The following is a 26670-nucleotide window of genomic DNA, read 5'->3' as shown; positions in this document are numbered from 1 at the left end:
AATAGAAGCAATTATGCAGACGAAATATGTAATATATGTTATTTTAATAGAAATAGTTTTTTCGATGCGGGGGAAATTAAGACGTAGAAACGAGGGAATAAATTGAAGTATGGTTCTACACTTTTTCATCTTCCAAAAAGAAATATATTAGTTTCTAGCATTATAAGTAGTATGGTGACTTTATTAGTAATAACTATGCTGTTTATGATTTTAAAGGTTTTTAATTTAGACATGATGAAAGATCATTTAAATCAAAAGCTTGTTTTAATTGTTATGATGATTTTCATATGGGGCATAACATTTTATATTTCACATTTTAATAAAAAAGAGATGTCTATACTTAGGGCATCCATACGAGTGCATTTTATATTATTTTTACTAGCTCATACAGTAGCGTTATTTTATATTGTAATGCAAGTTAATATGAGTTTCATAGAAGCAATGAATTGGATTTACTTTTATAACATGCAGTTTATATTAAGTTTTGTAGTAATTTATGCAATATACATTCTTGTTTATAATTTAATAGGCAAGATTTTTCTAAGTATGATTTTAACGAGCTGTACGTTAGTCATTTTAGGTATTGTGAATTATTTAAAGCTTACTTTCAGAGGCGATCCGCTATATCCTTCTGATTTCACACAAATTATGCATATGCAATCTGTTATACCGATGGTGATGGACTATTTTAGCTGGAGTTATATTTTTGTCGTTATCTTAAGTATTGTAGCTTGTATTGTAGCAGGTATATATATGAGAAGGTATATTCAAAATGTAAAGATTCATCTAGGAATAAGAGCCTTATTAGTGGTAGGATCTATTTTTGTTCTATATGCGTACGGTAATTTTACGAATACATTTATGAATAAAGTATTTCAAAAATCAGGTGTAGATTTTGTTTTGTGGAATCAAAATGAGAACTATGCTTCAAATGGTTTTGTACTTGGGTTTATTAGCAATTTAGATACAACAGTTATGGAAAAACCAAAAAATTATTCTAAAGAAAATATGCTTCAAATAGCAAACGATATAAAACAACAATATAGTGGAAATATAGGGAACCAAAAGAAAAAAGAGAAACCGAATATTATTTTTGTAATGAGTGAATCGTTTTGGGATCCGACGAAAGTAACAAATCTTTCTTTTAGTGAAGATCCTGTACCAAATTTGCATCATTATATAGAAAATTTTCCTGGTGGACAAACTATTTCTCCTACATTTGGAGGTAATACGGCGAACGTCGAATTTGAAGCGTTAACGAGTTATTCAATGAGTTTGTTAAAGCCAGGTTCTATACCATATCAGCAGGTCGTTATAAATAAAAAAGAAATTCCATCAATTCCTACGGCGTTGAAAAAAGAAGGTTATTACACAAGTGCAATTCATTCGTTTGGTCGCTCATTTTTCAAACGTGATGACGTATACAGAGTGTTAGGGTTTGATAAGTTTAATGCAGATGATACGATGGAAAATGTAGATATTGATGGAGATTATATTAGTGATTTAGCGATGAGTAAAGAGATAATTGCTGAGTTAGAGAAACAAAAACAACCTACATTTATTCATGCAGTTACGATGCAAAATCATTTTCCATTTACAGAAGGCCGATTTGGTGAAAACCTAATAGAAATTAGCGGTCTAGAAAATGAAGAATCAAAGGGAGAATTAGAAACGTATACAGAAGGGTTAAGACGTTCAGATGAGGCTCTTCAATATTTAATAGAGCAACTAGATAATTTAGATAGACCTACATTATTAGTATTCTTTGGAGATCATCTTCCATCACTAGGAACAAATAAATCTTTTTATAAAGAGAATGGGTATATAACGAATGAAAAAACACCGAGCGAACGTTTAGCGATGGCCCAAACCCCGCTATTAATGTACGCAAACTTTGATATGCCAAATGATAATTTAGGTGTAGTAAGCCCAATTTATTTTTCTAATCTTATTTTTGATTATGCAGGATTAAATAAATCCTTATTTTATCAATTTTTATCGGGATTTTACAAGGAAATACCGGTGCTTAGAGATGAATTAAAAGTTGATAAAAATGGAGAAGTAATCAATGATTTAACAAAGAAACAAAAAGAAATGTTAGAGCAATATAAAATGCTTCAGTATGATTTACTCGTTGGAAATCAATATAGCAAAGATATCCTCTTTAAGTAAAAGAAATAAAAAGAACTTGTATAACGATACAAGTTCTTTTTTTATAGTATTTAACGGGGTAACCAGACAAGCTGGGTTTAGGGAGTATTACCTGTACATTTAGTATAAACGAAAATGTAATCGTTTTATTAATTGATTTGTGAGAAATATGTGAATTTTATTCTTTTCAAAAAGTGCGTTCATATCACACGATTTGGCGCAGATTTATGAATGCAAAAACTTTATAAGTTCTTCATTTAATTCATCCGCTTGATCGATTGGAGAGCCGTGACCGCTATTTGTAAGAGGATATAACTGAGAATTTTTAATCCGCTTTTGCGTAAGTTCAGCGCTTTTGTATGGGATAAGTTGATCATGAATACCGTGGAATATTTTTGTGGGCACGTTAATTTTACTTAAATCTTTCGTTACGTCTTCATTTGCAGCTGCTTGCAATATTTTGATGAGAGCATAGGAAGCAGACTGCATACCGAGATAAGAAAACCATTCTAACGTAGCAGATCCTAAGTTTCTATTAAAAAATGACAAAGATACATCATTTAAAAATTTAGGCATATTGGCATACATTTGATTAATGAGAGTATCTGCTTGTTCTTTTGGGACACCGTAGGGAGATTCTTGATTTTTAACGAAAGAGGGGGAAACGGCATCGACTAATACAAGTTTAGAAATACGATGACCATTATAGCGAGACATGTACCGAATAGAAAGAGCACCACCTACTGAGAAACCAACTAATGTAGCATTTTCGACTTGAAGTGCTTCTAAAACGATGGCAATATCGTCTGCTAAACGATCGTATGTGTAACCGGTCCACGGTTTATCAGATTGCCCGTTCCCGCGTATATCCATAGCGATGCAGCGAAAACCATGCTGTGGTAACACATTGAGCTGATATTGGTACATTTGATGATTTAAAGGCCAGCCATGGACGAAGAAGACGGTTTTACTATCAAGTCCGGGATTAACGTCTTGCACAAAAATATGAACATCTTTCTCGACGGTAACAAACATAAATGATCCCCCTATCCTGTTCATATACTCTATCCCAAAAGCGTTGTTATGCTTTTTATTTTTTTGCACCCATAATATAAGTATTTTTGTTTATAGCTTTTATGCTTATATATAGTCTGAAGATAATGCACTTTATTGGGATGATTTTCCTCAAATGTTCGATTTATCTTTGTTTGTCTGTGAAAATCATTTATTATAATAAATGGTATTCTTCGAGATATTATTTTGAAGGGGTGTTGAAGTGAAAGGAAGTTTTCTATCATATAAAGAAGAAGAAAGGAATGCAAAAATTTTTTTATGGGTGCTCTATGTCATTGTTGTTTCATACCAAATTTTCTACGCAACCGTACTAGAGAACGAATCGCTAACGGATAAGGGACATAGCATACTATGGCAAGTTATTTGCGGGACTGCAATACTCGGTGTGAATGTATATTTAATAAAAAAAGAGAAAGCGAACCTTGTTAAATATACATGTGTATTTGCATACATAGGAATAGAAATCGTTAATATACTTTCGTATCTGCTTTATAATGAGGCGGCATTTGATGGAGTAAATATAATAGAAATTATTTTCATCTTCTTTGTACCTATATTTTTAAATAGAAAATATTTTGTGTTTGTACTTTCGACTATTGTAGGGAAATATGTTATTTATTTATTCGTATTAAAGGAAGTAAAAGGATTTATGTTCCTCATTATGTATACACTCGTATTAATAGCGGCATACATCATTTTAAATCGATTTATACAATACCTTTCAGCGGTAAAGGAAAGTATTAAGATCGCTAGTGAATCACAAAAATTAGCAGTAATCGGAAAAATGGCAGCGACAGTGGGACATGAAATTAAAAATCCACTTGCTTCATTAAAAGGGTTTACGCAATTACAACGAGAGAAGCATGGAGAGGACCTTATTTACCAACAGATGATCTTTGAAATAGAAAATATGAATAATATGATAAGTGAGTTAATGGAGGTTGCTACATGTAAACCTTCTGTTTATAAGAAACATAATATAGGTGAAATTGCATTACAAGCAGTAACAACTGTTCGCGAAAAAATGAATGAATCTAGCGTCCAGTTTATTTCTAATGTGGAAGAAAAGACGATAGAAGTTGAATGTGATGAGCGGAAAATAAGAGGAGTCTTTCTATATGTCATAAAAAATGCTCTGGAGGCAATGGAGCAAGGTGGCACATTAGAGTTACGGCTAGAAAATAAAGGACGAGATTATGTAATGCTAAGTGTAATTGATAATGGTTACGGTATTAAGAAAGAAAATTCAGCTCGTGTTAAAGAGGCCTTTTATACAACGAAACAAGATAAAATTGGCCTGGGACTTACGGTAGCGGATCGAATTGTTAACGAACACCTTGGTAAGTTACATATTTCAAGTGAAAGAGATAAGGGAACGAGAATAGATATTATTCTTCCAAAAAAGTGTGGGAATAATGAAATACGAGTGGAAGAAAAGCTAGGAGTTACCATATGAATAAAGGCGATATATTTAAAAATGAAGAAATGAAGGCACTGAAAATATTTTTAAGTTTATTTTTCATTATATTTTTTGTATACGATCTTGCCTACGAATTTATTGTACCTTTAATAGGAGGAGAGCAAGAAGGAGTAGGACAACTTGAAGATGGTTTAGGTTTATGGCTTTATTTTCTAATGGTGATTTTGTTTTGTATTGGAGTATACTTCATGAAATGGAAGAATCCATTTGCAGTGAAATATATTATTCTAATTGGATATAACCTATTAGATTTTATCCATAATTTTATGATTTACTACGGTAGTGATGCTGAGTTTGATGGTGGGAATATAGTAGAAGGATTTTTTATTTTATTTGCCCCACTCTTTGTGAACAAAAGATATTTTTGGTTAGTTCCGAGCATACTTGTTGGGAAATATGCTCTTATAGGAATCATTATTCAATCGTCACTCGTTTTAATCCCGATGGCATTATATAGCGTATTTACTATTATATGTTGGATTATGTTTTTAAGGTTTCAATCTTACGTTCGTACGCTAGAGATGATGGATAAAGAAATACAACAAACAGAAAAGCTAGCAACTGTTGGGAAAATGGCTACAGTTATCGGTTACAAAATTAGAAAACCTCTAGCTAATTTAGATAAATTTGTGAATAAGCAAGCGAATAAATACCCAGAGGATAAAATATATAGCGATATTATGAAACAAGAAGTAGAACGAATTCATATGATTGCTACAGAACTTAGTGGATTTGAGAAATCTAAATCACCAGAATCAGAAATTCATAATATAGAAGAAATTATCGCTTATGTTATTCGAGTTATGGGAAAGCCTGCTTTAAATCAAGGTGTGCACATACAAGGTATTTATAGTAAAGACATACCATCGATTCCATGCGATGAAAAACGATTAAAACAAGTATTTTTTAATTTAATTAAAAATGCGATTGAAGCAATGTCAGTTGGTGGAACGATTACGATTAAAGTGACTGTAGAAGATGCAATCATTATTCAAGTTAAGGATGAAGGTTGCGGCATTCCAAAAGACAAAATTCCTAAGTTAAATGAAGCTTTTTACACAACGAAAGAAACGGGAACAGGTTTAGGTTTAGTAGTTACAGAAAAAATTATTAAAGATCACAACGGTAAAATGAGTTTTGAAAGTGAAGTTGGGGTTGGAACGACGGTGAAGATTATATTGCCGCTATCATGAAAAATTATTTTTAAAAAGGAGGTCACTTATGTGGAGTGATCTCCTTTTTTGTGGAATGAATTTTTTAAGTGTGAGTTTATCCCACTTTAATGGGTGGTAAGACCCCCACCTCAAAATTCAGCGAAAGCAAAGAAGTTAGGTGTGGGTCGGGCTGCCCATAAAAGTCCGATTGGTGAGGGCTGATTAAAGTTTCACTTTATAGATCAGTGATTAGAAAAATAGAATATACAGCACTCGCAGTAATTCCAGGGGTAATATGAAGAGAAATAGCATCCCCTCTTGAAACTAGGTTTCCAGATGTAATGCTAGTCCAAGTTACAGTAGCGGGACCTACTGCCGGAGTAGGATTAAACACTTGAATTTGTCCTGATCCAGTATCTGTCGGTTTAATTGAGAATACTATAGTTCCTGTAATTTTGTCAGTGATAGTTAAGGTAATAGTAGATAAAATGTAGTTAGAAGTAGGGGTTGTGAGGTTTGTTGGGACATTCCTGCAAATATTAATCGTATAAACAGCAGCAGGTAAATTATTTACATTTATAGACGCAGCAAAGCCAACTATGCTACCGGCTCCAGCAGTGACATACGGAATAACATTGGAATCAATTCCAGGAGACCCCGCTATACGTTGAAAACCAGCATTTGTTCCTTGAAAAACAATGCTTTTTGCTGATGCACTACCGGCAGAGCCAGTAGGTCCGGTATTGCCGGAAGGTCCAGTGATGCCAGTGGGTCCAGTATTGCCGGAAGGTCCGGTGTTACCGGTGGGTCCAGTATTGCCGGAAGGTCCAGTGATGCCAGTCGGTCCGGTGCTCCCTGTAGGTCCTGTATTGCCAGTCGGTCCACTTTCTACTAAAACGATATAATCTGGAGATACGTTCGGAAAACCTTGAGGTGCATCTTTTTTTACAACATAGCCGCTGCCTGTATAAGTGATAACCTGTCCTTTTTTATAGGTGGGGGCGGCTGCTAGACTAAAGGAGGTAGTACTTTGAAAACTAGCTCCAGTCGGTCCAGTGCTACCAGTGGGTCCAGTATTGCCGGAAGGTCCAGTGTTACCAGTGGGTCCAGTATTGCCGGAAGGTCCAGTGATGCCAGTGGGTCCGGTGATGCCAGTGGGTCCAGTACTACCAATCGGTCCGGTGCTCCCGGCAGGTCCGGTGTTTCCGGTAGAGCCACTGTTACGTCTGCCATCGCAACTAAAACAATTACGTGGGTACATGTATGTTCTCCTTTCTCTATTTTGAAAAACTAGTTTTAAAAATAGAACCACTATATACATATTATGAATTCTATATTTTTGTGTGTTCGATTGTATTGTGTATAGATTTCAAAAATAGAGAGGAGAGTTGAATCGCTATAGAGCTAAAGTTTCTCTTGTAGGCCAAGGTAACACCTAAGTCAAAATTACGCTGTAAATAAACCTTAAAGTGATTCTTCTTTTTTCACAGCAAAATAGGAAGCAGACAGGAAAAAAATAAATGCTAAAATCCAACCAATAGAAGGAGAATAATGTAATAGCATTCCGCTAGAAATAGAAAAGCTACCGAGTAGACTTAAGAAGATGGGGTATCGCAGTAATTTGAACATAGTGATACAAAACCCCCCTTATTATGTTAATTAATCTTAATTTTCAGTATAATGCATTTTAGAAAAATAGTGGTACAATATATGAATGATACGAGAAGAGAGGATGAAGATTAACGTATGTACGTTACTGTAACAGAAGCAGCATATAAAAAGATTATGGATACGATTCCAAATGAAGCGAAATATATAAAGTTATTTTACGATAATGAAGGCTGCGGTTGTGTAATGAGCGGAATTATTGATTTAGTAGCTGTAGCAGAAAAAGATGAGCGTGATGTGGATATCGAATCTAGTGCAATGAATTTTATTGCAGATCGTACGAAGCTTGTATTTATGGATGATAAGTTAACAGTTGATTGGCATGAAGGTGGAGGAACTTTTCAGCTGAAGAGCCCGAGCCAATTTTATAATCCAAATATGAAGCTACATGTTCGAGTGTAAGTAAGGAAAGGTGGTTCCAAAATGTATGTTGGAACCACCTTTTTTTATTGTATAAGCCGCTATATTTGGAAAATCGCCGATATAATTTCATGTATCAAACAAAGAGAACCTCTCCAGATCAATACGAAGATTTTTTCACATAATGAAATGTACATATGATTGAATTTTCTGTATAATTTTATTTGCGGAGGGGATACGCATGAAAAGATGGGGAATTGAATTATTAATTTTAGCAGTCGTTATTATTTGGGGGATTAATTTTACGATTGCGAAATATGGACTTTTAGAATTTACAGCAATTGAGTTTACTGCAATTCGGATGATATCGGCGGCACCGCTTATGTTACTCCTTACATTTTTTATTGAAAAGTCGGTTTATATGGAGCGAAAGGATATACCTAGATTAATCATCGTTAGCGTTGTAGGTATTGTACTGTATCAAACGTTATTTATGGAAACTGTGAAATATACGTCCGCTACAAATGCCTCTTTACTCATTTCTATTTCACCTATTTTTACAACTGTATTTGCGATTTTCTTGAAACAAGAAAAGTTTTCTTCTCGAAAGCTCATTGGTTCTATCATTGCTTTTGGTGGTGCAGCATTAGTTTTAGCAGCAGGGCATTCACTTGCTAGTTCTTTTTACGGGAATGGTATTGGACTGATTACATCTATATGCTGGGGGCTTTATCCTGTTTTAGCAAGTCCATTAATTAAAAAATATTCAGCACTACGTGTTACTGCATGGTCAGCATTAGTTGGTGCAATTCCGCTTTTATTGTTAAGTGGACCGTATGTATTTATAATGCCATTTCACATTACACATGGAATGACACTATTCGCCTTACTGTATTCTATTTTCTTTGTAACAGTATTCGGTTTAGTCATGTGGTATGTTGGTGTTCAAAAAATTGGTGCATCACATACGATGGTATATATGTATATAACGCCGCTTGTAGCTGTTTTATTTGCAGCTGTATGGGCAAATGAATATGTATCGTTTCAACAAATAATTGGTGGAATTATTATTTTCTTCGGTCTATGGTTTGTGAAATCGGAGAAAGTAAATGTACATTCTGCTGCGGGAGAACCTATATCAAAATAGGAAAACAGATCACTTATGATCTGCTTTCCTATTTTTTTATTTTTGGTAAGAAGACGAGAAATAAGATAGCAGTAATAAGTGGAATTAAGTTTAAAAATGGAATACGGAAGAGTGTGATAAGAATAATACCTGGAAGAAGAACACCGAGGACAGCGTAGAAAATACTATGATTTTTCGTGTACCAATACAATGAAAGTCCAATAAGTGCAGGGATAATGAGGTGAATGAGAGCCATTAAGAAATAAATCATTAGACGCCCCCTTTATTTGTGTGCTTATTACATCATATCCGTATGTTCGTAGATTGATATCACTTTTTTCATAAATGGACGAAAAATGTTTGGAAAAACGTCACAAATTATGAGAATATGATGTTTAAAATCTTGTATAATATTATTTTCTAAAAACATTCAAACAACATAAACATACTGTTTATGTTGTTTTTAATTTGAGTGAAATGGGTTTAAGGAATATGGATTTGAAAGAAAATTTTGTTGGATAGATCAGAACTAACGAAGAGAGGTACAGCATGATTAGTATGTCATTAAGGTCGTTTAAGATTCAATCGTATTATATACTGGGTATTCTTTTGCTCGGCTGGATGGTAACGCCTTTTTCAGCACATTTTCTAGGTGCAGGAATTGGACTTATCGTAAGTATGTATTGTGTTTGGCTTTTAGGGAGACGAATTGAGAAGCTTGGAGATAGTATCGTAAAGAAAACGAAAGCACCGACGCTCGGTATGTTTAACCGTTTTGCCGCTGCTATTTTAGGTGCTATTATTATGTACGAAATTGAGCACCATATGGTTATGTGGGCATTTGCAGTAGGGATTATGGGCGGTTATTTCTTAATTGTTGTTAATTTAGGATACTATAGCATGAAAGATGAGAAAGAATTAACGAAGAGTTAAAAAGATAAAAAGATAAAAAGATAAAAAGATAAAAAGATAAAAAGATAAAAAGATAAAAAGATAAAAAGATAAAAGACTTCTTTTTAGATGGAATAGATGATCCAGCCACGGATAGAAGTGGTCAGAGATTTTTTTAGTCCCATGCGATGTGAAACCAGAGAGAGGTAATTTGTCTGTGTGAAAATGGGTTAATCTGTAATAAGGGATACGATGACGGATATTACAACAGGAAGCGTAACTTTGCATAAAATGCAGGTTGCTGCTTCAAATAAGTTAACATGAAATTACGTATTAGTATGATTCTTATGTTCTTTAAAAAAGGTGGATATAATACAACAAATTATTCCGGAAATTAGAATAATATATTTTATCGTTTCACTTGTATGCGCAAATAAATTAACGTTAAGCATTACAAATCCCCAAAATAGTTGGATCGCTCCGTAACTGAATAAAATTTTTCCTGTACGAGAGAAATTCTTCATAGGTCTCATCCTTTCCTGTATATGTAAATTTTATCATAAAAAAATTAAAAGTGGATGATTATAAAGTGAATTTTCTGTAATTTATCAATGCAAGTCATAGATGAAGAGAGAAGATATAGAAAGAAGCTTACGTATAAAACGTAAGCTTCTTTTTTATGTAAGTGTGTATAACCGTTAAGTCGCATTGGGTTTTGTCGGTGAGTACGCGAAACTTTACGGTTACACGACACTTATTCATATGAGTAAGGAGTATTCCAACAGAAAGTCTGTACTTAAGCGATTGGACCGCCTAAGTTAATAATATCTTCAGAAACGCTGTCGAACTTTTTGAAGTTCGCTTTGAACTCGTTCGCAAGCTCGATTGCTTTTGCTTTGTAAGCAGCTTTATCAGCCCAAGTTTGTTCAGGCATTAACACTTCGTCAGGTACACCTGGTACGTGAAGTGGAACTTCAAGACCGAAGATGTCATGTTTAGCTGTTTCAGTTTTTGCAAGTTCGCCGCTTAATGCTGCTTGAATCATTGCACGAGTGTAACCTAAGTTCATACGTTTACCAACGCCGTATTCGCCACCAGTCCAGCCAGTGTTTACTAAGAATACTTTCGCATCGTGCTTCTCGATTTTTTCACCAAGCATTTCAGCATAGCGAGATGCATCAAGTGGTAAGAATGGTGAACCGAAGCAAGTTGAGAATGTTGCTTGCGGAGATGTAACGCCGCGCTCTGTTCCTGCTAGTTTACTAGTGTAACCACTTAAGAAATGGTACATAGCTTGTTCTTTTGATAACTTACTGATTGGAGGCAATACGCCAGATGCATCAGCAGTTAAGAAAATGATTGTATTTGGGTGTCCAGCAACACTTGGCAGCACGATATTGTCGATCGCATGCATAGGGTATGCAGCACGAGTATTTTCTGTTAAAGTAGTATCGTTGTAGTCTGCGATACGCGTTTGGTTATTAATGATAACGTTTTCTAAAACAGATCCAAATTTGATTGCATCGAAAATTTGGGGTTCTTTCTCGTGAGAAAGGTTTACACATTTTGCGTAGCAACCGCCTTCAATATTGAATACACCGTTATCAGACCAACCATGCTCATCATCACCGATTAATTTACGGTTTGGATCAGCAGATAATGTTGTTTTACCTGTTCCAGATAAACCGAAGAATAGTGCTACGTCGCCTTCTTCACCTACGTTTGCAGAGCAATGCATAGAAAGAATATCTTGTTCAGGTAATAAGAAGTTCATAATAGAGAAGATTGATTTTTTCATTTCTCCAGCGTATTCTGTACCACCAATTAGTACGATACGTTTTTCGAATGAAACCATAATGAATGCTTCAGAGTTTGTACCGTCAACAGCTGGATCAGCTTTGAAATTCGGTGCAGAAACAATTGTGAACTCTGATTCATGAGTTGTTAATTCTTCTTCAGTTGGACGAATGAATAATTGATGTACAAATAAATTGTGCCATGCATATTCATTAATAACTTGAATTGGTAGGCGGTAATTGCGGTCAGCGCCTGCAAATCCTTTGAAGACGAATAACTCTTCTTTTTCTTTTAAGTATTCTAAAACTTTTGTATATAATTTATTAAAATGTTCTTCAGAAATCGGTTGATTCACTGCTCCCCAAGCAATTTTGTCAGCAACCGATGCTTCTTTCACAATAAATTTATCTTTAGGAGAACGTCCTGTATATTTTCCAGTTGAAGCAGAAACGGCACCAGTCGAAGTTAATTTCCCTTCATTTCGCATTAATACTTTTTCCACTAATTGCGGAACACTTAGTTGAATCTGTGCATTGCTTCCGTTCAATAATTCGTGTAAACCAATTTGGACATTCACAGTACTCATATTTATATACCATCCTTTTCATTTAATGAAATATTTCTCGTAATCCCCAACAAGAGTATAACACAATTATATAAATAATGTATACTATTTATTTCTTTTTGTTTGTGTGAATACATTATTTCCTTATTAATATTTCATTTTAGGCGTATTGAGAAAAACTTTCAGGAAAATGTGAATATTAATTGACAAATGAATATCATTTCTTTAGTATAGGTTGGGACGGATACTCTCTTATCCCGAGCTGGCGGAGGGACAGGCCCGATGAAGCCCAGCAACCTCACTTGTATTGGTAAACACAAGTGAATAGGTGCTAAAACCTGTGCGAGGCTACAGGTCTCGAACGATAAGAGCGAAGGGCAAAAAGCAGTATGCAAGTAGCAAATTAAACCTTTCCTCTATTAAAGTAGGAAAGGTTTTTCTGTATGCTTGTGTGGGAGAATAAATGTATGTCGCAATCTGTGGCAAATTAAGGATGAGTTCCGTACAATATATACAATTACTGTAGGGAGGTTTACCACATGACAAAAAAACGTCATCTGTTCACATCTGAGTCTGTAACTGAAGGACATCCAGATAAAATTTGTGACCAAATTTCTGATTCAATTTTAGATGCGATCTTATCAAAGGACGCAAATGCACGTGTAGCTTGTGAAACAACTGTAACAACTGGTTTAGTATTGGTAGCGGGGGAAATTACGACTTCTACTTACGTAGATATTCCAAAGATCGTTCGTGAAACAATTCAAGGCATTGGTTACACACGCGCAAAATACGGATTCGATGCAGAAACTTGTGCAGTTTTAACATCTATCGATGAGCAATCTGCTGACATCGCTATGGGTGTTGACCAAGCGCTAGAAGCACGCGAAGGTCAAATGACTGACGCTGAGATTGAGGCAATTGGTGCAGGAGACCAAGGTTTAATGTTTGGTTTCGCATGTAATGAAACACAAGAGTTAATGCCACTTCCAATCTCGCTTGCTCACAAATTAGCTCGCCGTTTAACTGAAGTACGTAAAAATGATACATTATCATACCTACGTCCAGATGGAAAAACGCAAGTTACAGTTGAGTATGATGAAAATGGTAAACCAGTACGTGTTGATACTATCGTAATTTCTACACAACATCACCCAGATGTTACATGGGAAGAAATCGATCGCGACTTAAAAGAGCACGTAATTAAAGCTGTAGTACCAGCAGAATTAATCGATGGAGAAACGAAATTCTTCATTAACCCAACTGGCCGCTTCGTAATTGGTGGACCACAAGGTGATGCTGGTTTAACAGGACGTAAAATCATCGTTGATACTTACGGTGGATACGCTCGCCACGGTGGCGGTGCATTCTCTGGTAAAGATGCAACGAAAGTTGACCGTTCTGCAGCATATGCAGCTCGTTATGTTGCGAAAAACATCGTAGCAGCTGGTCTTGCTGAGAAAGCAGAAGTACAACTTGCATACGCAATCGGTGTAGCGCAACCAGTATCAATTTCAGTTGATACATTCGGCACTGGTAAAGTATCTGAAGACGTACTAGTAGAACTAGTTCGTAACAACTTCGATCTTCGCCCAGCTGGTATTATTAAAATGCTAGACTTACGTCGCCCAATTTACAAACAAACAGCAGCTTACGGCCACTTCGGACGTACTGATGTAGATCTAACATGGGAACGTACAGACAAAGCTGCTGCTTTAAAAGAGCAAGCTGGTCTATAATATATGAAAAAAAGCTTTGCGCGGTGAGCGCAAAGCTTTTTTTATTTATAATTACGTTGGAATAAAGCGAAGAGTTCAATGTCATGCCAAGTGCCGTTGCGGAATATAGCTTCTTTACAAGTTCCTTCATGTTGAAAACCGAGTGATTTATATAATTTAATTGCTCTATCGTTAAAAGAAAATACTCGCAAAGAAAGGCGATGTAAATTTAATTCTAAAAATGCATAATTCAATAATAAAGTGAAAGCTTCCTTCCCATAACCTTGCCCCCAGTAATCCTTTTTACCAATATCAATAATGCATTCAGCGTTTCGATTATACGAATCAATGTGAATTAAAGAAGTAATACCAATTGGAAGGTTCGTCGTTTTTTCTTCAATGATATAGCTCTTAGAGTTTGAAGAATGAATAAATTGCTGGCAAATTTTTTCTGTATCTTGTAAGGAGTATTTATCAAGGTTAAGGGTAGTTGAACTCATAACGTCTATATCATTATGCCATTTATAATACGTTAGAATATCATCTTCGGAAAACTTTCGTAACTGGATACGGTTTGATTCAAACAATATAAGCCCACCTTTTGTATTCACTAGTTTTTGTTCATTATTTCAATACACGAGCTACAATAAATGTGTCCTTCTAGTTCAATATACTTTCTTATATTAGTCATACCGCTCGCTGGAAATGGCATATGAATCCACGTTTTTTCATATGTTTGTATTTCTTTCCCGCAGGATTTACAAAGGATTGGTTTCTTCTTGAACATATGTAATCATCCTTTCATTTGACGTGCTTTACCTGCACAAAAGGCACTGCTTAGTAAAAATAGTGTTGCGAATATAATACTTACGAATGTAGCGTATGGAATTGCGTCTTTTAGAGAAAAGCCGACAGTAATGGAAGCGACGAATAAGAGGATGAATGTTGTTGTGAGTTTTTTATAAAGTTCCATAGTAAGTGAACCTCCAAATTATTTTGTAATTTAAAATGAAATCTACTATGTGGAAAATATAAGAGGATTTAAAGAGTAGCTAATGATGTGTAGTCTAGGAGTATAAGAAAGTATATTTTCCTTTTTGTAGTTGTATATACTTATATTGTATCATGTTGTATTAACGGCTTCATACATAATTGTGTAAAGATAGGTATGATAAAATGAAGAAAAGACTTTAGGAAAGGGAAGATATAAAATGAGCGTAACCGAACATAAAAAACAAGCACCGAAAGAAGTGCGTTGCAAAATTGTAACGATTTCTGATACACGTACAGAAGAGACGGACAAGAGTGGACAACTATTACATGAATTATTAAAAGAAGCAGGGCATACAGTGACCTCTTATGAAATTGTAAAAGATGATAAAGAAAGTATTCAGCAAGCGGTGTTAGCTGGTTATCATCAGGAAGATGTTGATGTCGTGTTAACAAATGGCGGTACTGGTATTACGAAGCGTGATGTGACGATTGAAGCAGTATCAGCGTTATTACATAAAGAAATTGTCGGATTTGGTGAGTTGTTCCGCATGATTAGTTATTTAGAAGATATCGGAAGCAGCGCAATGTTAAGTAGAGCGATTGGCGGTACAATTGGGCGCAAAGTTGTCTTTTCCATGCCAGGGTCTAGCGGAGCGGTTCGCCTTGCGATGAATAAATTAATTTTACCGGAATTAGGTCATATTACATTTGAGCTGCATCGCCAATGAGTAAATACGCTGGAATTGTATTAGCAGGCGGTATGTCGAGTCGATTCGGTGAGCCGAAAGCGTTAGCGAGCTGGCAAGGTAGTACTTTTATTGAGCATATTGTGAAAGTGATGACAAATGCGCTCCAAGAAGTTGTGGTCATTAGTCATTCTGATCTAAAAGAGCGAGTAGAGCAACTCGTACAAGTTCCTGTTATAGAAGATATTCCGCATTATAAAGGAAATGGCCCACTTGCTGGAATTGTATCAGGAATGGAATATATAGAAGCAGATTGGTACGCTATTATGCCTTGCGATGCGCCAAATGTTTCACAAGAATGGTTTACCATTTTGCTAGAGCAAACGAGCAATGAATATGATGCGGTTGTACCTATTGTTAATGGAAGAAAACAACCGTTACTTGCAGCATACCATAACCGTGTGAAAGAAAGAATTTATACTTTGCTTCAGGAAGAAAAAAGAAGTATGGGCCAGCTTTTATCACAATGTAATATGAAATATATTGCTGGTGAAGATGTACAAGCGAATGCGGATTGGTTTATAAATGTGAATACGAAAGAAGAATATATGCAGGCTCAAAAAGACCTTTCAAATGAATGAAAGGTTTTTTGGTATACAGAAATTGGGGAACAATTACTGTATAAAGGTATGTGAGTAAGTTGATTTTAAGGGGAATTTCTTAAAATCACTATACAGTTAAAATACTGTATAACCATATATTAATTTTTATGGGTTTTTATTACAAGTCTATTTAGTTATGTTTATTTCTGATATAATGAATATAGAGATAAAACAATGTTTAACCTTATGTATCATTTATGAAACTAAAATGTATAACTGTGTAATAAACTCCCTTCGTCTAGTTGAAGGGAGTTCTTCTGTTTAAGCGAGTAATTCTGATGCGGTGTGCTGAAGGACTTCTTCATATTGGTCAAGTAACCCACGGAAAATCTTATCCCAGCTTTTTGTTTTAGCATAAGACGAAGCCGCTATGCCCATTTGTATAAGTTGCTCTTCATTTCGCAATAAAGAATGGATGGATGATAGAAAGGAATCCGCATGTTTGGGCGGGCAAAGAATTCCTGTTTTTCCATCTGTAATAATATTTTTAACCCCACCACTATTTGCACCGATGACAGGTGTACCGCATGCAAGTGATTCGAGTACGACATTTCCGAACGTTTCAGTAGCAGATGGAAATACCATAATGTTAGAACAAGCATATACTTCAGCTAAATCTTTACCTTGTAAATATCCAGTAAAAGTGACATTTGCTTTCGGAATAGCTTCACGTAAATTTGTTGCTAGAGGACCGTCTCCTGCGATGAGCCAATGAATGTCATTTCGAGTATGCGCTGTTTTGACGATAAGGTGTTGTAACGTATCAATATCTTTTTCAGGGGCAATCCGTCCAACATAGGAAAGGACATACTTCGCTGTAATATTATATCTTTTTCGGAATAGGTCTGTATTGTAAGATGGATGAAAGAGTGTGCAATCTACACCACGTCCCCAAATAGAGAGAGCTTGAAAGCCTTTATTTTTTAATTGATGTAATGTTTCGGGAGAGGGGACAAAATTTTTTTGCATATGACTATGAAACCACTTTAAATAGTTCCAAAGCATATGAGAGAGAAATTCGATTTTGTAATAACGTAAATAAGCATCGAAATCAGTATGATAAGAACCGACAACTGGGATGTTTAACTTTTTTGCATAATACAATCCACAAAGTCCCATGTTGAAAGGTGTAGCAATGTGAATAATGTCAGGTTTAAAGGAAAGAAGTTCTCGTTTAATGCGCGGAGTAGGAAAAGAAAAGCGACATTCTGGATATAATATTGTTAACGGGATACTTCTCATCTTGTTCACATTCGCCACGAAATTATCTTCAGCTGTATGCTGAGGGGCGAAAACAGAATAGGCGATCTTTTCTTTCTGAAAGTAACGTGTTAATCGTTCTAATGTTTTCGCAACCCCGTTGACTTGTGGTGTAAAAGTATCGGTAAAAATGGCGACTCTCATCATATCACTCCTTTATGTGAAAAGTGGGATGAATTGATAAAAAGAGATGATGCCAGAGCAAGTGCCGAGGCACATACCGACAAATACATCAGATGGATAGTGAAGCCCTAAATAAATGCGAGAAATACCGACGCATAATGCTAACGGTAATAAAAAAACAAATAAACTTGGATTATAGCAAATAAATGGAATAAGGACAGAGAAAACGGCTGTTGTATGACCAGACGGGAAAGAGTGGTCTTTTAATGGATGGACTGGATATTTCGCATCCTGAATTGTTAAATAAGGACGTTTTCGCGGATACCATCTTTTTAATATTTGTACAGGAATATGGCTAATTGCTAAAGAAATAGCAGATGCGATTGCAGCTTGATGCAAAGTCCCTTTTGCGAACATTAAAAAGAAAAGTGTAAGTGTGATTGAGAAAGTAGCACCACCTATATGAGTAATATTGCTGAAAAAGATATTTAATGTTTTTTGATCAAAGTATCGGTTAATTCCCTTGAAAATGTAACATTCTATTTTATACAGTCCACTGGCCTTCATGAAAATTCTCCTCCCTCGCTTACATATATATGGAGATATTAGCTTTTATTTTAATAAGATTTTATTGAGGGAGTAATAATGTTTTGTAAAGAAAAAGTTAGTTTTTATAGAAAAAGCTGCCACTTTAATGGCAGCTGGAAAAGTTATTTCTGTAATGATTTATAATACTGACCTTTTTCAACATATTGCGTGCGAATTCGCTCCATGTCTTTACGGTCTTCCTCTGTTAATTCACGAATGACTTTCGCTGGGCGACCGAAGGCTAACGTGTTTGGCGGGATTTTTTTTCCTTGTGAAACGAGGCTTCCAGCGCCGATAAAAGCTCCTTCACCAATTTCAGCGCCATCTAATATAATAGACCCCATTCCAATTAAAGCATCTTTTTTAATATGACAGCTATGTAAAATAACTTGATGCCCAACTGTAACGTCGTCTTCTAAAATAAGAGGATACTGTGGGCTTTGGTGGAGTGTACATTGGTCTTGTACATTTACTCGATTTCCAATGATTGTTGGTGACACATCACCACGGATGACTGTATTAAACCAAATACTTGATTCTTCGCCAACGGAAACATCGCCTGTAATCGTAACATAGTCAGCGATAAAAGCACTACTCGCAATTTTCGGATTTTTTTCTTTGTAAGGGTATATCATGTAAAGCCTTCCTTTCCTAGAGACTAGTTTAAGTGTATCAAATTATGAAAAAGAGTGAAATGGAGGAGGTTCGTATGTGGAATTATGAAGCGGAGGAAGCAAAGGCTGTAATCGTTATTGTGCACGGCGCGATGGAGTATCACGGACGTTACGAAGCTGTTGCGGAAATGTGGAATCATAACGGCTACCACGTTGTGATGGGAGACCTTCCGTCACATGGAACGACTTCAAGAAATAGAGGACATATTGATTCATTTGATGAATACATAGAGGAAGTGAAATTATGGGTGAAAGAGGCAAGAAAGTATCGGTTACCTATTTTTATATTCGGTCATAGTATGGGTGGTCTTATCGTTATTCGTATGATGCAGGAAACGAAGAGAGAAGATGTAGACGGCATTATTTTAAGTTCGCCATGTTTAGGCGTATTGGCTGGACCTTCAGCACCACTTCAAGCTGCCTCAAAAATATTAAATATTATCGCCCCGAAATTGCAATTTGCAACGAATCTTACAGTGGAAATGTCAACTCGTAATCATGAAGTTAGGGACGCGATGGAGAATGATTCATTGTTCTTGCGCAAAGTATCAGTACGTTGGTATAGTGAATTGATTAAGTCTATCGAAATTGCTCATAAGAAAATAGATGATTTTCCAGACGTTCCACTCTTGCTAATGCAAGCTTGTGAGGATAAACTTGTAGATAAAACACGTGTCCGCACTTGGTTTAATAATGTTAAAATAAGTGATAAGGCTTTTAAAGAATGGCCGAATTGTTATCACGAGTTATTAAATGAGTATGAGCGTGATGAAATTTTGAATTATATTCAGTCATTTACTGAAATACGCATCAATAACATAATAGAAACAAACAAATAAGTAAATTATTTGTACATTGAATAGAGGAGATGAAGGAAGAAGTGAACGTACCGAGTAATCCCATAACGCTCATGGCGAAAGTATACCGTGATGTGTTTCCGGTTGTACACCATGAGCTAGCGATGTGGAAAGAGCGTGCCTACCATATTCCGAATGATGAGCTTCATAGTCAGGCAATCGCAAGTATTGAGCATAAAACGTTTCACTGCGAAGGCGGTGGCATTTTAGCGCTATTAGCAAATGAGCACCGAGAGGAATGTATTCGTTTTATCGTAGCGTATCAAACGATCAGCGACTATTTAGATAATTTATGTGATCGCAGTACATCACTTGATCCGAATGATTTTGCCGCGTTGCATGAATCTATGTTAATGGCATTATCACCTGAAGTAGAAGGTGGCGGTAATTATTATCGTTATCGTGATGATCAAGATGATGGTGGTTATTTAGATGAACTTGTTGAAACATGCCAAGATGTTTTAAAGAAAACGAAGCACTATGACAAAATCGCTCCTATTCTTCATGAACTTGCTTGTTATTATTGTGATTTACAAATTCATAAACATGTAAAATTAGAAGAAAGAGAACCACGATTACAAACGTGGTTTGAAGCACATAAAGAAAACTTACCTGAGATGAGTTGGTTTGAATTTTCAGCATGTGCCGGTTCTACGCTTGGAATCTTCTGTCTTGTCGCATATGCATTCCATGATGAATTACATGATGAAGATATTGCGAAAATTAGACAAGGGTACTTCCCTTACGTACAAGGACTTCACATTTTGCTTGATTATTTCATTGATCAAGAAGAAGACCGTATCGGCGGAGATTTGAATTTCTGTAGTTATTACGAAAACGAGCAAGTGATATTAGATCGTATGAAACATTTTGTAGAAGAAGCAGAGAAGAGCATTGGTGATTTGCCTCATGCGAAGTTTCATCGTCTCATAAGCCGCGGGTTACTTGGTATTTATTTATCAGACCAAAAAGTATCAGCACAAAAGAATATGCACAAAATGGCACGGCGCATTGTAAAATACGGAGGTCTCACTTCACGATTCTTCTATTGGAACGGGAAGATGTACCGAAAGAAAACGGCGCAGTGATGAAGAAAACCACTCTTTTAGAGTGGTTTTCGTTATAATATGGTAAAGGTGGTGTTGGAAATAAATCGATTGTTTCAAAAGCTATATGACCATATTGAAATAACATTACTCGTGCTACTTTCCATTTCATTTGTAACTGGAATATATATGATGATGAATAGGCCAAGTGGTCCTACTATGATGGATTATGTGCCCCAGGTAATAATTGGCGCAATTATTATAGTAGATACCGTCTTTTTAATAAGTGGTAGAAAAAAAGAAAAGAGTAAATAAAAAAGCATTTGTACAAGGGAGTACAAATGCTTTTTTACTATGATCGTATTTTTGAAAATACATATATAAGAAGTTCAATCGCAAAAATCACTAAAACAGATAGTCCGAATAAAGGCATGACAGCGCCTAGTATAACCATCATGATAAAGAAAACGAATATGCTTTTCTTATCTCTTTGCTTTGGCGGTGCTGCTAATTTTCCTTTCGGCTTTCTTGCTAACCACATTTTTACTCCGTAATAAATGAGAAGTAATAAAGATAATGTCGTTAGTAAGCATAATATTTTATTTGGCCATCCGAATAGATGTCCTTCGTGAAGCGGGATACCGTAAGTGAACCATTGTGCAAGTAATCCATAATCACGATAGTCTGTTTTCGAAATGAGCTCTCCGCTATATTGATCAAAATAAGCTGTTATTTCTGCATTTGGTGCGACATGCATACCTGTAATACCAGAACCACTTGATTTCGAAACAGTGAATACGCCTTTCGGATCAGTTGGTAATGAGATGACATATGGTTTCTTTATTTCAATTCCTTTTTGTAATTCATCGACAGAAATAGCTTTCGCTTCATTTGGATTCGATTCAGGAGGAGCTTCTTTTCTTGTTGCCCACGGCAATTCTTTTACCTTTGATTCAGGTGGTTCCATATACAACTTTGGATATCCGAGCGATTCATTTGAAGATGCGATTTTATAAATTTGGTTACCCATAAATCCTGACCATGGCAATCCAGATGCGACTAGCAGAACGAGTGGAATTGTAAATATAATACCGATAATAGAATGACGTCGTTTTGCTTTTTCTCGCTTATTGGATGCTGGTGTATTTTTGAATTGGCGTATACTCATGTACAACCCAGTCACAATTAAGAATATTGTCCAACATGCCGCAAGTTCTACAGTATAGTTGATGACAGTGCCACCAACTAAAAGAGAACTATGTAATTCCCGCATTATATTGGCAAACGTTTCACTTGCGTTTTGATCTCCGACAATTTGATTATTGCTATCTAAATACACATATTTTTGTTGTCCCGTATACTCATTTGCAATCGTAAGTCTCGTATTATAATCCCCATTAAACTCACTAATTTTCGCCACGCTATAATGTGGATATTTTTTCTCTGTTAAGGAAATAGAATCAGCCATCGAAATAGATTCTGTTTGGGCGCTCTTCCCAAAATACAAATCTTTATAGATGAAATCTTCAACCTCTTCCCGAAATAAATACCCGATTCCGCTCAGTGACAACGTAATAAGAAGCGGCGTAATAAAAAGCCCAGCATAAAAATGCCAACGCCAAAAAATATAATGAAGCGAACGATTTACTTTCATACTTTCAGTTCCCCTAACCTTCCCTATATGAATAAATTCCTCATTTTAATATAGCGAGATTAAGTGTGGATATTTTGAAGGAATTGTGAAAAATGTTAAAAGTTTTTGGGATTTTCATCAAACATAAAACACATTTCAGAAAGGATGTTTTCTATGTTTACGAAGATTTCTTTATATTTGATAGATACATCCTAACAACCGCCTCAGCAAGACATTGAGCAGAATCCACAAAATCCTCATCCGCCACAACATTCAAATCAGTACATGCGATAATGGCGGTATCTACTTGATCTTTCAATTGTAAAACGAGCGTGCGCCATAGTTTGCGGGCTTCTTCAACTTCTCCGCTTTTTATATAAGTAATAATTTGATTAATCATTGCCTGCCATTTTTCATGATGAATGTACTCTATATTACGTTTTGCAATCCCGTCTTGATAAATACCAGCTTGAACTGTCGCTTTTGTTGCGAGAAGAGCGACTCTTTTTATATTTTCAGGAATTGCTTGTAACGTTTCATTGACTATATTTAAAATCGGAATGGACAGCGAATGCTGTAATTCTTCAAAATAAAGATGCGCCGTATTGCATGGCATAGCGATAAATTCTACACCAGTACTTTCGAGTTTTTGTGCCCCTTCAATAATTGCTTTTTTCATCGCTTCGTGATCAATAGGGCGATCCATGTAAAATGGTGTTGGGCACGAGTAAATCATCATATGAGGAAAGTCCATATCATGTTTTGCTCCGTATATTGTTTGGCACTTTGCTATAACTGTATCGACGAATGGCCCAGTTGATTTTGGTCCCATTCCTGCTAGTATTCCGATCATTGGTTTGTCTCCTTTAATATGTAATTAAAAACGTTTTTTGCGAACGATAAAAAGAAATAAAGTAAGTAATAAAAATGAATATGCGATAGCCCAAGCTGTGAGCCATAGTGTGTGAGTCAATATATTATATTTGTATTGTCCAAGCATTAGAAAGCTTTCGACAGGTGGTAAAAACCATAGTAACTCTTTTTTAAACCGGATGGAGGCGATCGTTATAAGTAATATAAATGTAAGGCTAAGCCAAGCGGTGCTTGCTTTTTGAATCATATTTCTAGTAAATAAAGTGGCAATTGAAATTCCTAGTATAGAGAAAGACATATGAGCGAGAAATCCGACTAGAAATAAAGAAACTGTCATTTCTTCATTAAACATTTGCAAAATAATTGGATAGATTACGGATATAAAAGATAAAACAGTACAAATGAGAAGAGCTGTAATATATTTACCAACGTATAATGCTGAAATGTTATTTGTATGAGACATAGTAATTTGTTCTTGTACAGGATCTTCAGTATGAAAAATTGTGACCGTAATCCAAGCAGATAATAAATAAAGTGCGAGTGCCGTTTCTAAGTATGTCGGCACAATAGGAGTAGGTTTATATGTATATACAAAAAGTAAGCTCACAAAGTACATCGCAATAGGAGGGACGTACTTATACGATTTGGTATAGTCGAGAAAGTGATAACGAATAAGAGCAAACATAATAAACCTTCTTTCGATTTAAAAGTTAGGTTGTAACAGTGTGATAGATGCTTTTTTATGTAATAAAAACTGAAGCATTTCGTTTGTATATTCTTTTTCGATTTGTAATTGAATAAGGTTTTGATTTGCATTGTGTGTAACGTGTATAAAACCTAATTGTTTCCGTAGTTCTATCGCTGAAAACGTTTCGTGAACGATTGCTTCAATATAGACTTGTTCTGCCACTTTTTGCACAGAGATATCTTCTGTGATTGTATAATTTGCTAACGTCACAATTCTATCGGCGAAGTTTTCTAGTAGTTGTTTTTCATGACATGTGAAGAGTATAGATATGCCTTGTTGTTTTAATGAGAGTAAAATATGTTCTAATTCTTGCTGAGAGTTAGGATCAAGTCCAGAAAGAGGTTCATCTAAAATTAATAAATGGACGTCTGTAAGCAATGCTTGCATAATGCCAGTTTTTTGTTTCATACCTTTTGAAAAGTTTCGTATAACGGAATGCCTTGCATGATGTAAATGAAAAGATTCAAGAAGCATCGGAATTTTATCTTTTAAATATTTTGTTGATAAGCCGTGGATGTGGCCGAGATGATATAAATAATCCTCTAATGTAAAACGAATCCCTTCAGGAAAATGTTCAGGTACATAGCCAATTTGTATATGTTCTTTTCTTTGAAGTGTCCCTGTTGTAGGTGAAATAAATCCTGCAATTATTTTGAGTAGAGTACTTTTTCCAGTTCCGTTCCCGCCAATAATAGCGAGTGCCTCTCCTTCTGGAATGGATAAATCGATGTTATCTAGTATAAGTGATTTGCCGTACTTCTTTTGAATTCCCCTTAGTTCTACTAGCAAAGTTCGATCCTTCTTTCTCCTATATATTGTATACATCCATTATATAGGAGAATAAGAAAAAGACGTGCAATGAGTACACGTCTTTTTTTGTTATGTTTTGTCGATAAGTCGATATAGTGTGTCGAATCGTCGATATATCGAAAAAATCGTCGATATATTATCGTTTCTCAATCGCCACAATAAATGGCGGGTTATTTTGCTGGTTAATGAAGCCGTATCGCAGTACGTGAGCTTGTTTTTGGTCTAGTTCTTCTGCAAATTTGAGAACAGCGTCGCGTTCTATTTGTCCTTCTGGGTGTCCGTGGTAAATGACAAGGACGATGATTCCTTCAGGTGCCATTACGTCTAGTAGTTGTTCAATAGCTGAAATTGTTGAGTTCGGTTTTGTAACGATGTGCTTGTCACCGCCAGGAAGGTAACCTAAGTTGAAGATAGCGCCTGTTACTTTTCCTTTTGCGTTTTCTGGTAGTACGGATAGAAGCGTATCGTGACTATCGTGAACTAAAACAGTACGTTCGAAAAGTTCCTTTTCTTTTAAACGGATAGTAGAGCTTTCAATTGCTTCTTTTTGAATATCAAATCCAAATACTTTTCCGTTATCTCCAACGATTTCAGCTAGGAAGCATGTGTCATGACCATTTCCAAGTGTTGCATCTACAGCGTAATCGCCTTCTTTAACAGCCGTTTGCAGCAGTGTGCGAGCAAACGGTAATACACGTTCTAATTTCATTGTTGTTTCTCCTCATTTGCATATTTTCCTTGCCAGCTTCCGCGGCGTACAAATTCTGCATCGATGGAATTTAATACTTCCCATTTATTTAAGCTCCACATTGGACCAATCATTAAATCAGGTGGACCGTCACCTGTGATGCGGTGCACAATTACGTCTTCTGGAATTATTTCAAGTTGGTCAACAACGAGACTTACGTAATCCTCAAGAGAAAGGAATTCTAGTTGTCCTTTTTCATATTGCTTCACCATTGGCGTTCCTTTTAATAAATGAAGTAAATGAATTTTAATTCCTTGTACATCAAGTTTCGCTACTTCACGAGCTGTTTCCATCATCATGTCGTAATCTTCAAGTGGAAGACCGTTAATAATATGAGAGCAAACTCTAATACCATGTTTGCGTAATTTATTTACGCCTTCCACGTAAGAAGGATAATCGTGAGCGCGATTAATAAGGTTTGCAGTTCGCTCGTGGACAGTTTGTAAACCGAGTTCAACCCAAAGGTATGTGCGTTTATTTAAGTCCGCTAAATATTCAACAACATCATCTGGCAAACAATCCGGACGAGTTGCGATAGAAAGACCGACAACGTCTTTTTCTGCTAGAAGCGGTTCGAATTTTTCTTTTAACACTTCAAGTGGTGCATGTGTATTGGTGTACGCTTGGAAATAAGCGATACATTTGCCATCTTTCCACTTTGAACGCATTTTTTCTTTCATTTCATGATATTGCGTTATAACATCATCGCGGCGATCACCAGCGAAGTCGCCAGATCCGGCAGCGCTACAAAATGTACAGCCACCGTAAGCAACTGTACCGTCACGGTTTGGGCAATCGAAGCCAGCATCTAATGAAACTTTAAAGATTTTTTCACCAAATTCATTTCGTAAATGGTAATTCCATGTATGATAACGTTTATTGTCGTTTGTATATGGAAAAGGGTTTTGAACCTTCATTACTTTCCCTCCTAAGCCGAGTCAAAATGAAACAAAATCCATTATAACATACTCATAAGGTAGAGATG

At 35.8% G+C, this 26670-nt stretch carries 31 protein-coding genes and 1 riboswitch; of the genes, 13 read left to right on the top strand and 18 right to left on the bottom strand.

The window, feature by feature from the left end; translation table 11 throughout:
• The first annotated feature begins 102 nt into the window (after positions 1 to 102).
• Positions 103 to 2172: an LTA synthase family protein gene (locus ACZ76X_RS23790; RefSeq protein WP_479851876.1), complete on the top strand. Its 2070-nt coding sequence runs from the start codon at positions 103 to 105 to the stop codon at positions 2170 to 2172.
• Between the two features lie 204 nt (positions 2173 to 2376).
• On the opposite strand, the gene ACZ76X_RS23785 is transcribed toward ACZ76X_RS23790, so the two are convergent.
• Positions 2377 to 3186 (bottom strand): alpha/beta fold hydrolase, encoded by an 810-nt coding sequence (locus ACZ76X_RS23785; protein ID WP_479851875.1) that lies wholly within the window; start codon positions 3184 to 3186, stop codon positions 2377 to 2379.
• A gap of 241 nt (positions 3187 to 3427) precedes the next feature.
• Between ACZ76X_RS23785 and ACZ76X_RS23780 the strand changes: the two genes are divergently transcribed.
• Both ACZ76X_RS23780 and ACZ76X_RS23775 read left to right on the top strand, forming a co-directional pair.
• A complete protein-coding gene (locus ACZ76X_RS23780) occupies positions 3428 to 4681 on the top strand; it encodes an ATP-binding protein (RefSeq protein ID WP_479851874.1) in 1254 nt (417 codons plus the stop codon).
• On the top strand, positions 4678 to 5898 hold the full coding sequence (locus tag ACZ76X_RS23775) for an ATP-binding protein (protein ID WP_479851873.1): 1221 nt from the start codon (positions 4678 to 4680) through the stop codon (positions 5896 to 5898). The genes ACZ76X_RS23780 and ACZ76X_RS23775 overlap by 4 nt, the downstream gene beginning before the upstream one ends.
• Before the next feature lie 196 nt (positions 5899 to 6094).
• Here the strand turns inward: ACZ76X_RS23775 and ACZ76X_RS23770 are convergent, their stop codons facing one another.
• Positions 6095 to 6991, bottom strand: coding sequence for a collagen-like protein (locus tag ACZ76X_RS23770; protein ID WP_479851944.1), 897 nt, complete (start codon positions 6989 to 6991; stop codon positions 6095 to 6097).
• Between ACZ76X_RS23770 and ACZ76X_RS23765 the strand changes: the two genes are divergently transcribed.
• The gene (locus ACZ76X_RS23765; protein WP_479851872.1) at positions 6915 to 7145 is read left to right on the top strand and encodes a hypothetical protein; all 231 of its coding nucleotides are present in this window, start codon (positions 6915 to 6917) and stop codon (positions 7143 to 7145) included. The two genes, ACZ76X_RS23770 and ACZ76X_RS23765, sit on opposite strands and share 77 nt — an antisense overlap.
• A gap of 178 nt (positions 7146 to 7323) precedes the next feature.
• Here the strand turns inward: ACZ76X_RS23765 and ACZ76X_RS23760 are convergent, their stop codons facing one another.
• On the bottom strand, positions 7324 to 7488 hold the full coding sequence (locus tag ACZ76X_RS23760) for a hypothetical protein (protein WP_479851871.1): 165 nt from the start codon (positions 7486 to 7488) through the stop codon (positions 7324 to 7326).
• 117 nt (positions 7489 to 7605) lie between these two features.
• On the opposite strand from ACZ76X_RS23760, the gene ACZ76X_RS23755 reads away from it, so the two are divergent.
• Together ACZ76X_RS23755 and ACZ76X_RS23750 are read left to right on the top strand one after the other, a co-directional pair.
• Positions 7606 to 7929: an iron-sulfur cluster biosynthesis family protein gene (locus ACZ76X_RS23755; protein ID WP_000289561.1), complete on the top strand. Its 324-nt coding sequence runs from the start codon at positions 7606 to 7608 to the stop codon at positions 7927 to 7929.
• Between the two features lie 199 nt (positions 7930 to 8128).
• Entirely contained in the window at positions 8129 to 9034 is a 906-nt protein-coding gene (locus ACZ76X_RS23750) for a DMT family transporter (RefSeq protein ID WP_479851870.1), read from the top strand.
• A gap of 28 nt (positions 9035 to 9062) precedes the next feature.
• Here the strand turns inward: ACZ76X_RS23750 and ACZ76X_RS23745 are convergent, their stop codons facing one another.
• The gene (locus ACZ76X_RS23745; protein WP_000639043.1) at positions 9063 to 9284 is read right to left on the bottom strand and encodes a hypothetical protein; all 222 of its coding nucleotides are present in this window, start codon (positions 9282 to 9284) and stop codon (positions 9063 to 9065) included.
• Positions 9285 to 9562: 278 nt separating this feature from the next.
• Here ACZ76X_RS23745 and ACZ76X_RS23740 point away from each other — a divergent pair, with 278 nt between their 5' ends.
• Entirely contained in the window at positions 9563 to 9946 is a 384-nt protein-coding gene (locus ACZ76X_RS23740; protein ID WP_000624931.1) for an ATP synthase subunit I, read from the top strand.
• 284 nt (positions 9947 to 10230) lie between these two features.
• Here ACZ76X_RS23740 and ACZ76X_RS23735 read toward each other — a convergent pair whose 3' ends face one another.
• Entirely contained in the window at positions 10231 to 10428 is a 198-nt protein-coding gene (locus tag ACZ76X_RS23735) for a hypothetical protein (protein ID WP_479851869.1), read from the bottom strand.
• Positions 10429 to 10700: 272 nt separating this feature from the next.
• Positions 10701 to 12287 carry a phosphoenolpyruvate carboxykinase (ATP) gene (gene pckA, locus ACZ76X_RS23730; RefSeq protein ID WP_140970051.1) on the bottom strand — a complete coding sequence of 529 codons (1587 nt, stop codon included), beginning with the start codon at positions 12285 to 12287 and terminating at the stop codon, positions 10701 to 10703.
• Between the two features lie 228 nt (positions 12288 to 12515).
• A riboswitch (SAM riboswitch) is annotated at positions 12516 to 12637 on the top strand.
• A gap of 168 nt (positions 12638 to 12805) precedes the next feature.
• Between pckA and metK the strand changes: the two genes are divergently transcribed.
• Positions 12806 to 14005, top strand: coding sequence for a methionine adenosyltransferase (gene metK / locus ACZ76X_RS23725; protein ID WP_000163127.1), 1200 nt, complete (start codon positions 12806 to 12808; stop codon positions 14003 to 14005).
• 41 nt (positions 14006 to 14046) lie between these two features.
• On the opposite strand, the gene ACZ76X_RS23720 is transcribed toward metK, so the two are convergent.
• From ACZ76X_RS23720 to ACZ76X_RS23710, 3 genes are read right to left on the bottom strand one after another with little or no spacing between them, the layout of a single operon-like run.
• Positions 14047 to 14571 (bottom strand): GNAT family N-acetyltransferase, encoded by a 525-nt coding sequence (locus ACZ76X_RS23720; RefSeq protein WP_479851868.1) that lies wholly within the window; start codon positions 14569 to 14571, stop codon positions 14047 to 14049.
• Between the two features lie 23 nt (positions 14572 to 14594).
• Positions 14595 to 14771, bottom strand: a complete 177-nt coding sequence (locus ACZ76X_RS23715; RefSeq protein ID WP_479851867.1) for a hypothetical protein — start codon at positions 14769 to 14771, stop codon at positions 14595 to 14597.
• A 6-nt stretch (positions 14772 to 14777) separates the two neighbouring features.
• Positions 14778 to 14957 carry a hypothetical protein gene (locus ACZ76X_RS23710; RefSeq protein ID WP_479851866.1) on the bottom strand — a complete coding sequence of 60 codons (180 nt, stop codon included), beginning with the start codon at positions 14955 to 14957 and terminating at the stop codon, positions 14778 to 14780.
• Positions 14958 to 15195: 238 nt separating this feature from the next.
• Between ACZ76X_RS23710 and ACZ76X_RS23705 the strand changes: the two genes are divergently transcribed.
• Together ACZ76X_RS23705 and ACZ76X_RS23700 are read left to right on the top strand one after the other, a co-directional pair.
• Positions 15196 to 15705 (top strand): MogA/MoaB family molybdenum cofactor biosynthesis protein, encoded by a 510-nt coding sequence (locus tag ACZ76X_RS23705; RefSeq protein ID WP_479851865.1) that lies wholly within the window; start codon positions 15196 to 15198, stop codon positions 15703 to 15705.
• Positions 15702 to 16304 (top strand): molybdenum cofactor guanylyltransferase, encoded by a 603-nt coding sequence (locus tag ACZ76X_RS23700; protein WP_479851864.1) that lies wholly within the window; start codon positions 15702 to 15704, stop codon positions 16302 to 16304. The genes ACZ76X_RS23705 and ACZ76X_RS23700 overlap by 4 nt, the downstream gene beginning before the upstream one ends.
• Before the next feature lie 282 nt (positions 16305 to 16586).
• Here ACZ76X_RS23700 and ACZ76X_RS23695 read toward each other — a convergent pair whose 3' ends face one another.
• From ACZ76X_RS23695 to ACZ76X_RS23685, 3 genes are all read right to left on the bottom strand, one after another.
• Positions 16587 to 17729 carry a glycosyltransferase family 4 protein gene (locus ACZ76X_RS23695; RefSeq protein ID WP_479851863.1) on the bottom strand — a complete coding sequence of 381 codons (1143 nt, stop codon included), beginning with the start codon at positions 17727 to 17729 and terminating at the stop codon, positions 16587 to 16589.
• Positions 17730 to 17741: 12 nt separating this feature from the next.
• A complete protein-coding gene (locus ACZ76X_RS23690) occupies positions 17742 to 18275 on the bottom strand; it encodes a phosphatase PAP2 family protein (protein WP_479851862.1) in 534 nt (177 codons plus the stop codon).
• Between the two features lie 143 nt (positions 18276 to 18418).
• On the bottom strand, positions 18419 to 18931 hold the full coding sequence (locus tag ACZ76X_RS23685; protein ID WP_479851861.1) for a gamma carbonic anhydrase: 513 nt from the start codon (positions 18929 to 18931) through the stop codon (positions 18419 to 18421).
• Positions 18932 to 19005: 74 nt separating this feature from the next.
• On the opposite strand from ACZ76X_RS23685, the gene ACZ76X_RS23680 reads away from it, so the two are divergent.
• From ACZ76X_RS23680 to ACZ76X_RS23670, 3 genes are read left to right on the top strand one after another with little or no spacing between them, the layout of a single operon-like run.
• Complete coding sequence (locus ACZ76X_RS23680) at positions 19006 to 19809, top strand: alpha/beta hydrolase (protein WP_479851860.1); 804 nt, start codon at positions 19006 to 19008, stop codon at positions 19807 to 19809.
• 41 nt (positions 19810 to 19850) lie between these two features.
• A complete protein-coding gene (locus tag ACZ76X_RS23675) occupies positions 19851 to 20915 on the top strand; it encodes a tetraprenyl-beta-curcumene synthase family protein (protein ID WP_001102457.1) in 1065 nt (354 codons plus the stop codon).
• A gap of 60 nt (positions 20916 to 20975) precedes the next feature.
• Positions 20976 to 21188, top strand: a complete 213-nt coding sequence (locus ACZ76X_RS23670) for a hypothetical protein (protein ID WP_479851943.1) — start codon at positions 20976 to 20978, stop codon at positions 21186 to 21188.
• 37 nt (positions 21189 to 21225) lie between these two features.
• On the opposite strand, the gene ACZ76X_RS23665 is transcribed toward ACZ76X_RS23670, so the two are convergent.
• The 6 genes from ACZ76X_RS23665 to mnmL all read right to left on the bottom strand — a co-directional run bounded on the left by ACZ76X_RS23665 (position 21226) and on the right by mnmL (position 26602).
• Positions 21226 to 22527: a PepSY-associated TM helix domain-containing protein gene (locus tag ACZ76X_RS23665; RefSeq protein ID WP_479851859.1), complete on the bottom strand. Its 1302-nt coding sequence runs from the start codon at positions 22525 to 22527 to the stop codon at positions 21226 to 21228.
• A gap of 157 nt (positions 22528 to 22684) precedes the next feature.
• The gene (locus ACZ76X_RS23660) at positions 22685 to 23359 is read right to left on the bottom strand and encodes an aspartate/glutamate racemase family protein (protein WP_479851858.1); all 675 of its coding nucleotides are present in this window, start codon (positions 23357 to 23359) and stop codon (positions 22685 to 22687) included.
• A 24-nt stretch (positions 23360 to 23383) separates the two neighbouring features.
• On the bottom strand, positions 23384 to 24064 hold the full coding sequence (locus ACZ76X_RS23655; protein ID WP_479851857.1) for an ABC transporter permease: 681 nt from the start codon (positions 24062 to 24064) through the stop codon (positions 23384 to 23386).
• Between the two features lie 18 nt (positions 24065 to 24082).
• Positions 24083 to 24916 (bottom strand): ABC transporter ATP-binding protein, encoded by an 834-nt coding sequence (locus ACZ76X_RS23650; RefSeq protein ID WP_479851856.1) that lies wholly within the window; start codon positions 24914 to 24916, stop codon positions 24083 to 24085.
• Between the two features lie 157 nt (positions 24917 to 25073).
• Complete coding sequence (mnmM, locus tag ACZ76X_RS23645) at positions 25074 to 25646, bottom strand: tRNA 5-(aminomethyl)-2-thiouridylate-methyltransferase MnmM (RefSeq protein ID WP_479851855.1); 573 nt, start codon at positions 25644 to 25646, stop codon at positions 25074 to 25076.
• Positions 25643 to 26602, bottom strand: coding sequence for a tRNA modification radical SAM protein MnmL/YtqA (mnmL, locus tag ACZ76X_RS23640; RefSeq protein ID WP_000868034.1), 960 nt, complete (start codon positions 26600 to 26602; stop codon positions 25643 to 25645). The genes mnmM and mnmL overlap by 4 nt, the downstream gene beginning before the upstream one ends.
• Between the last annotated feature and the right edge of the window lie 68 nt (positions 26603 to 26670).

The organism is Bacillus sp. BC05(2025), assembly GCF_056725905.1.
This window is presented reverse-complemented; position numbering and strand designations above follow the sequence as displayed.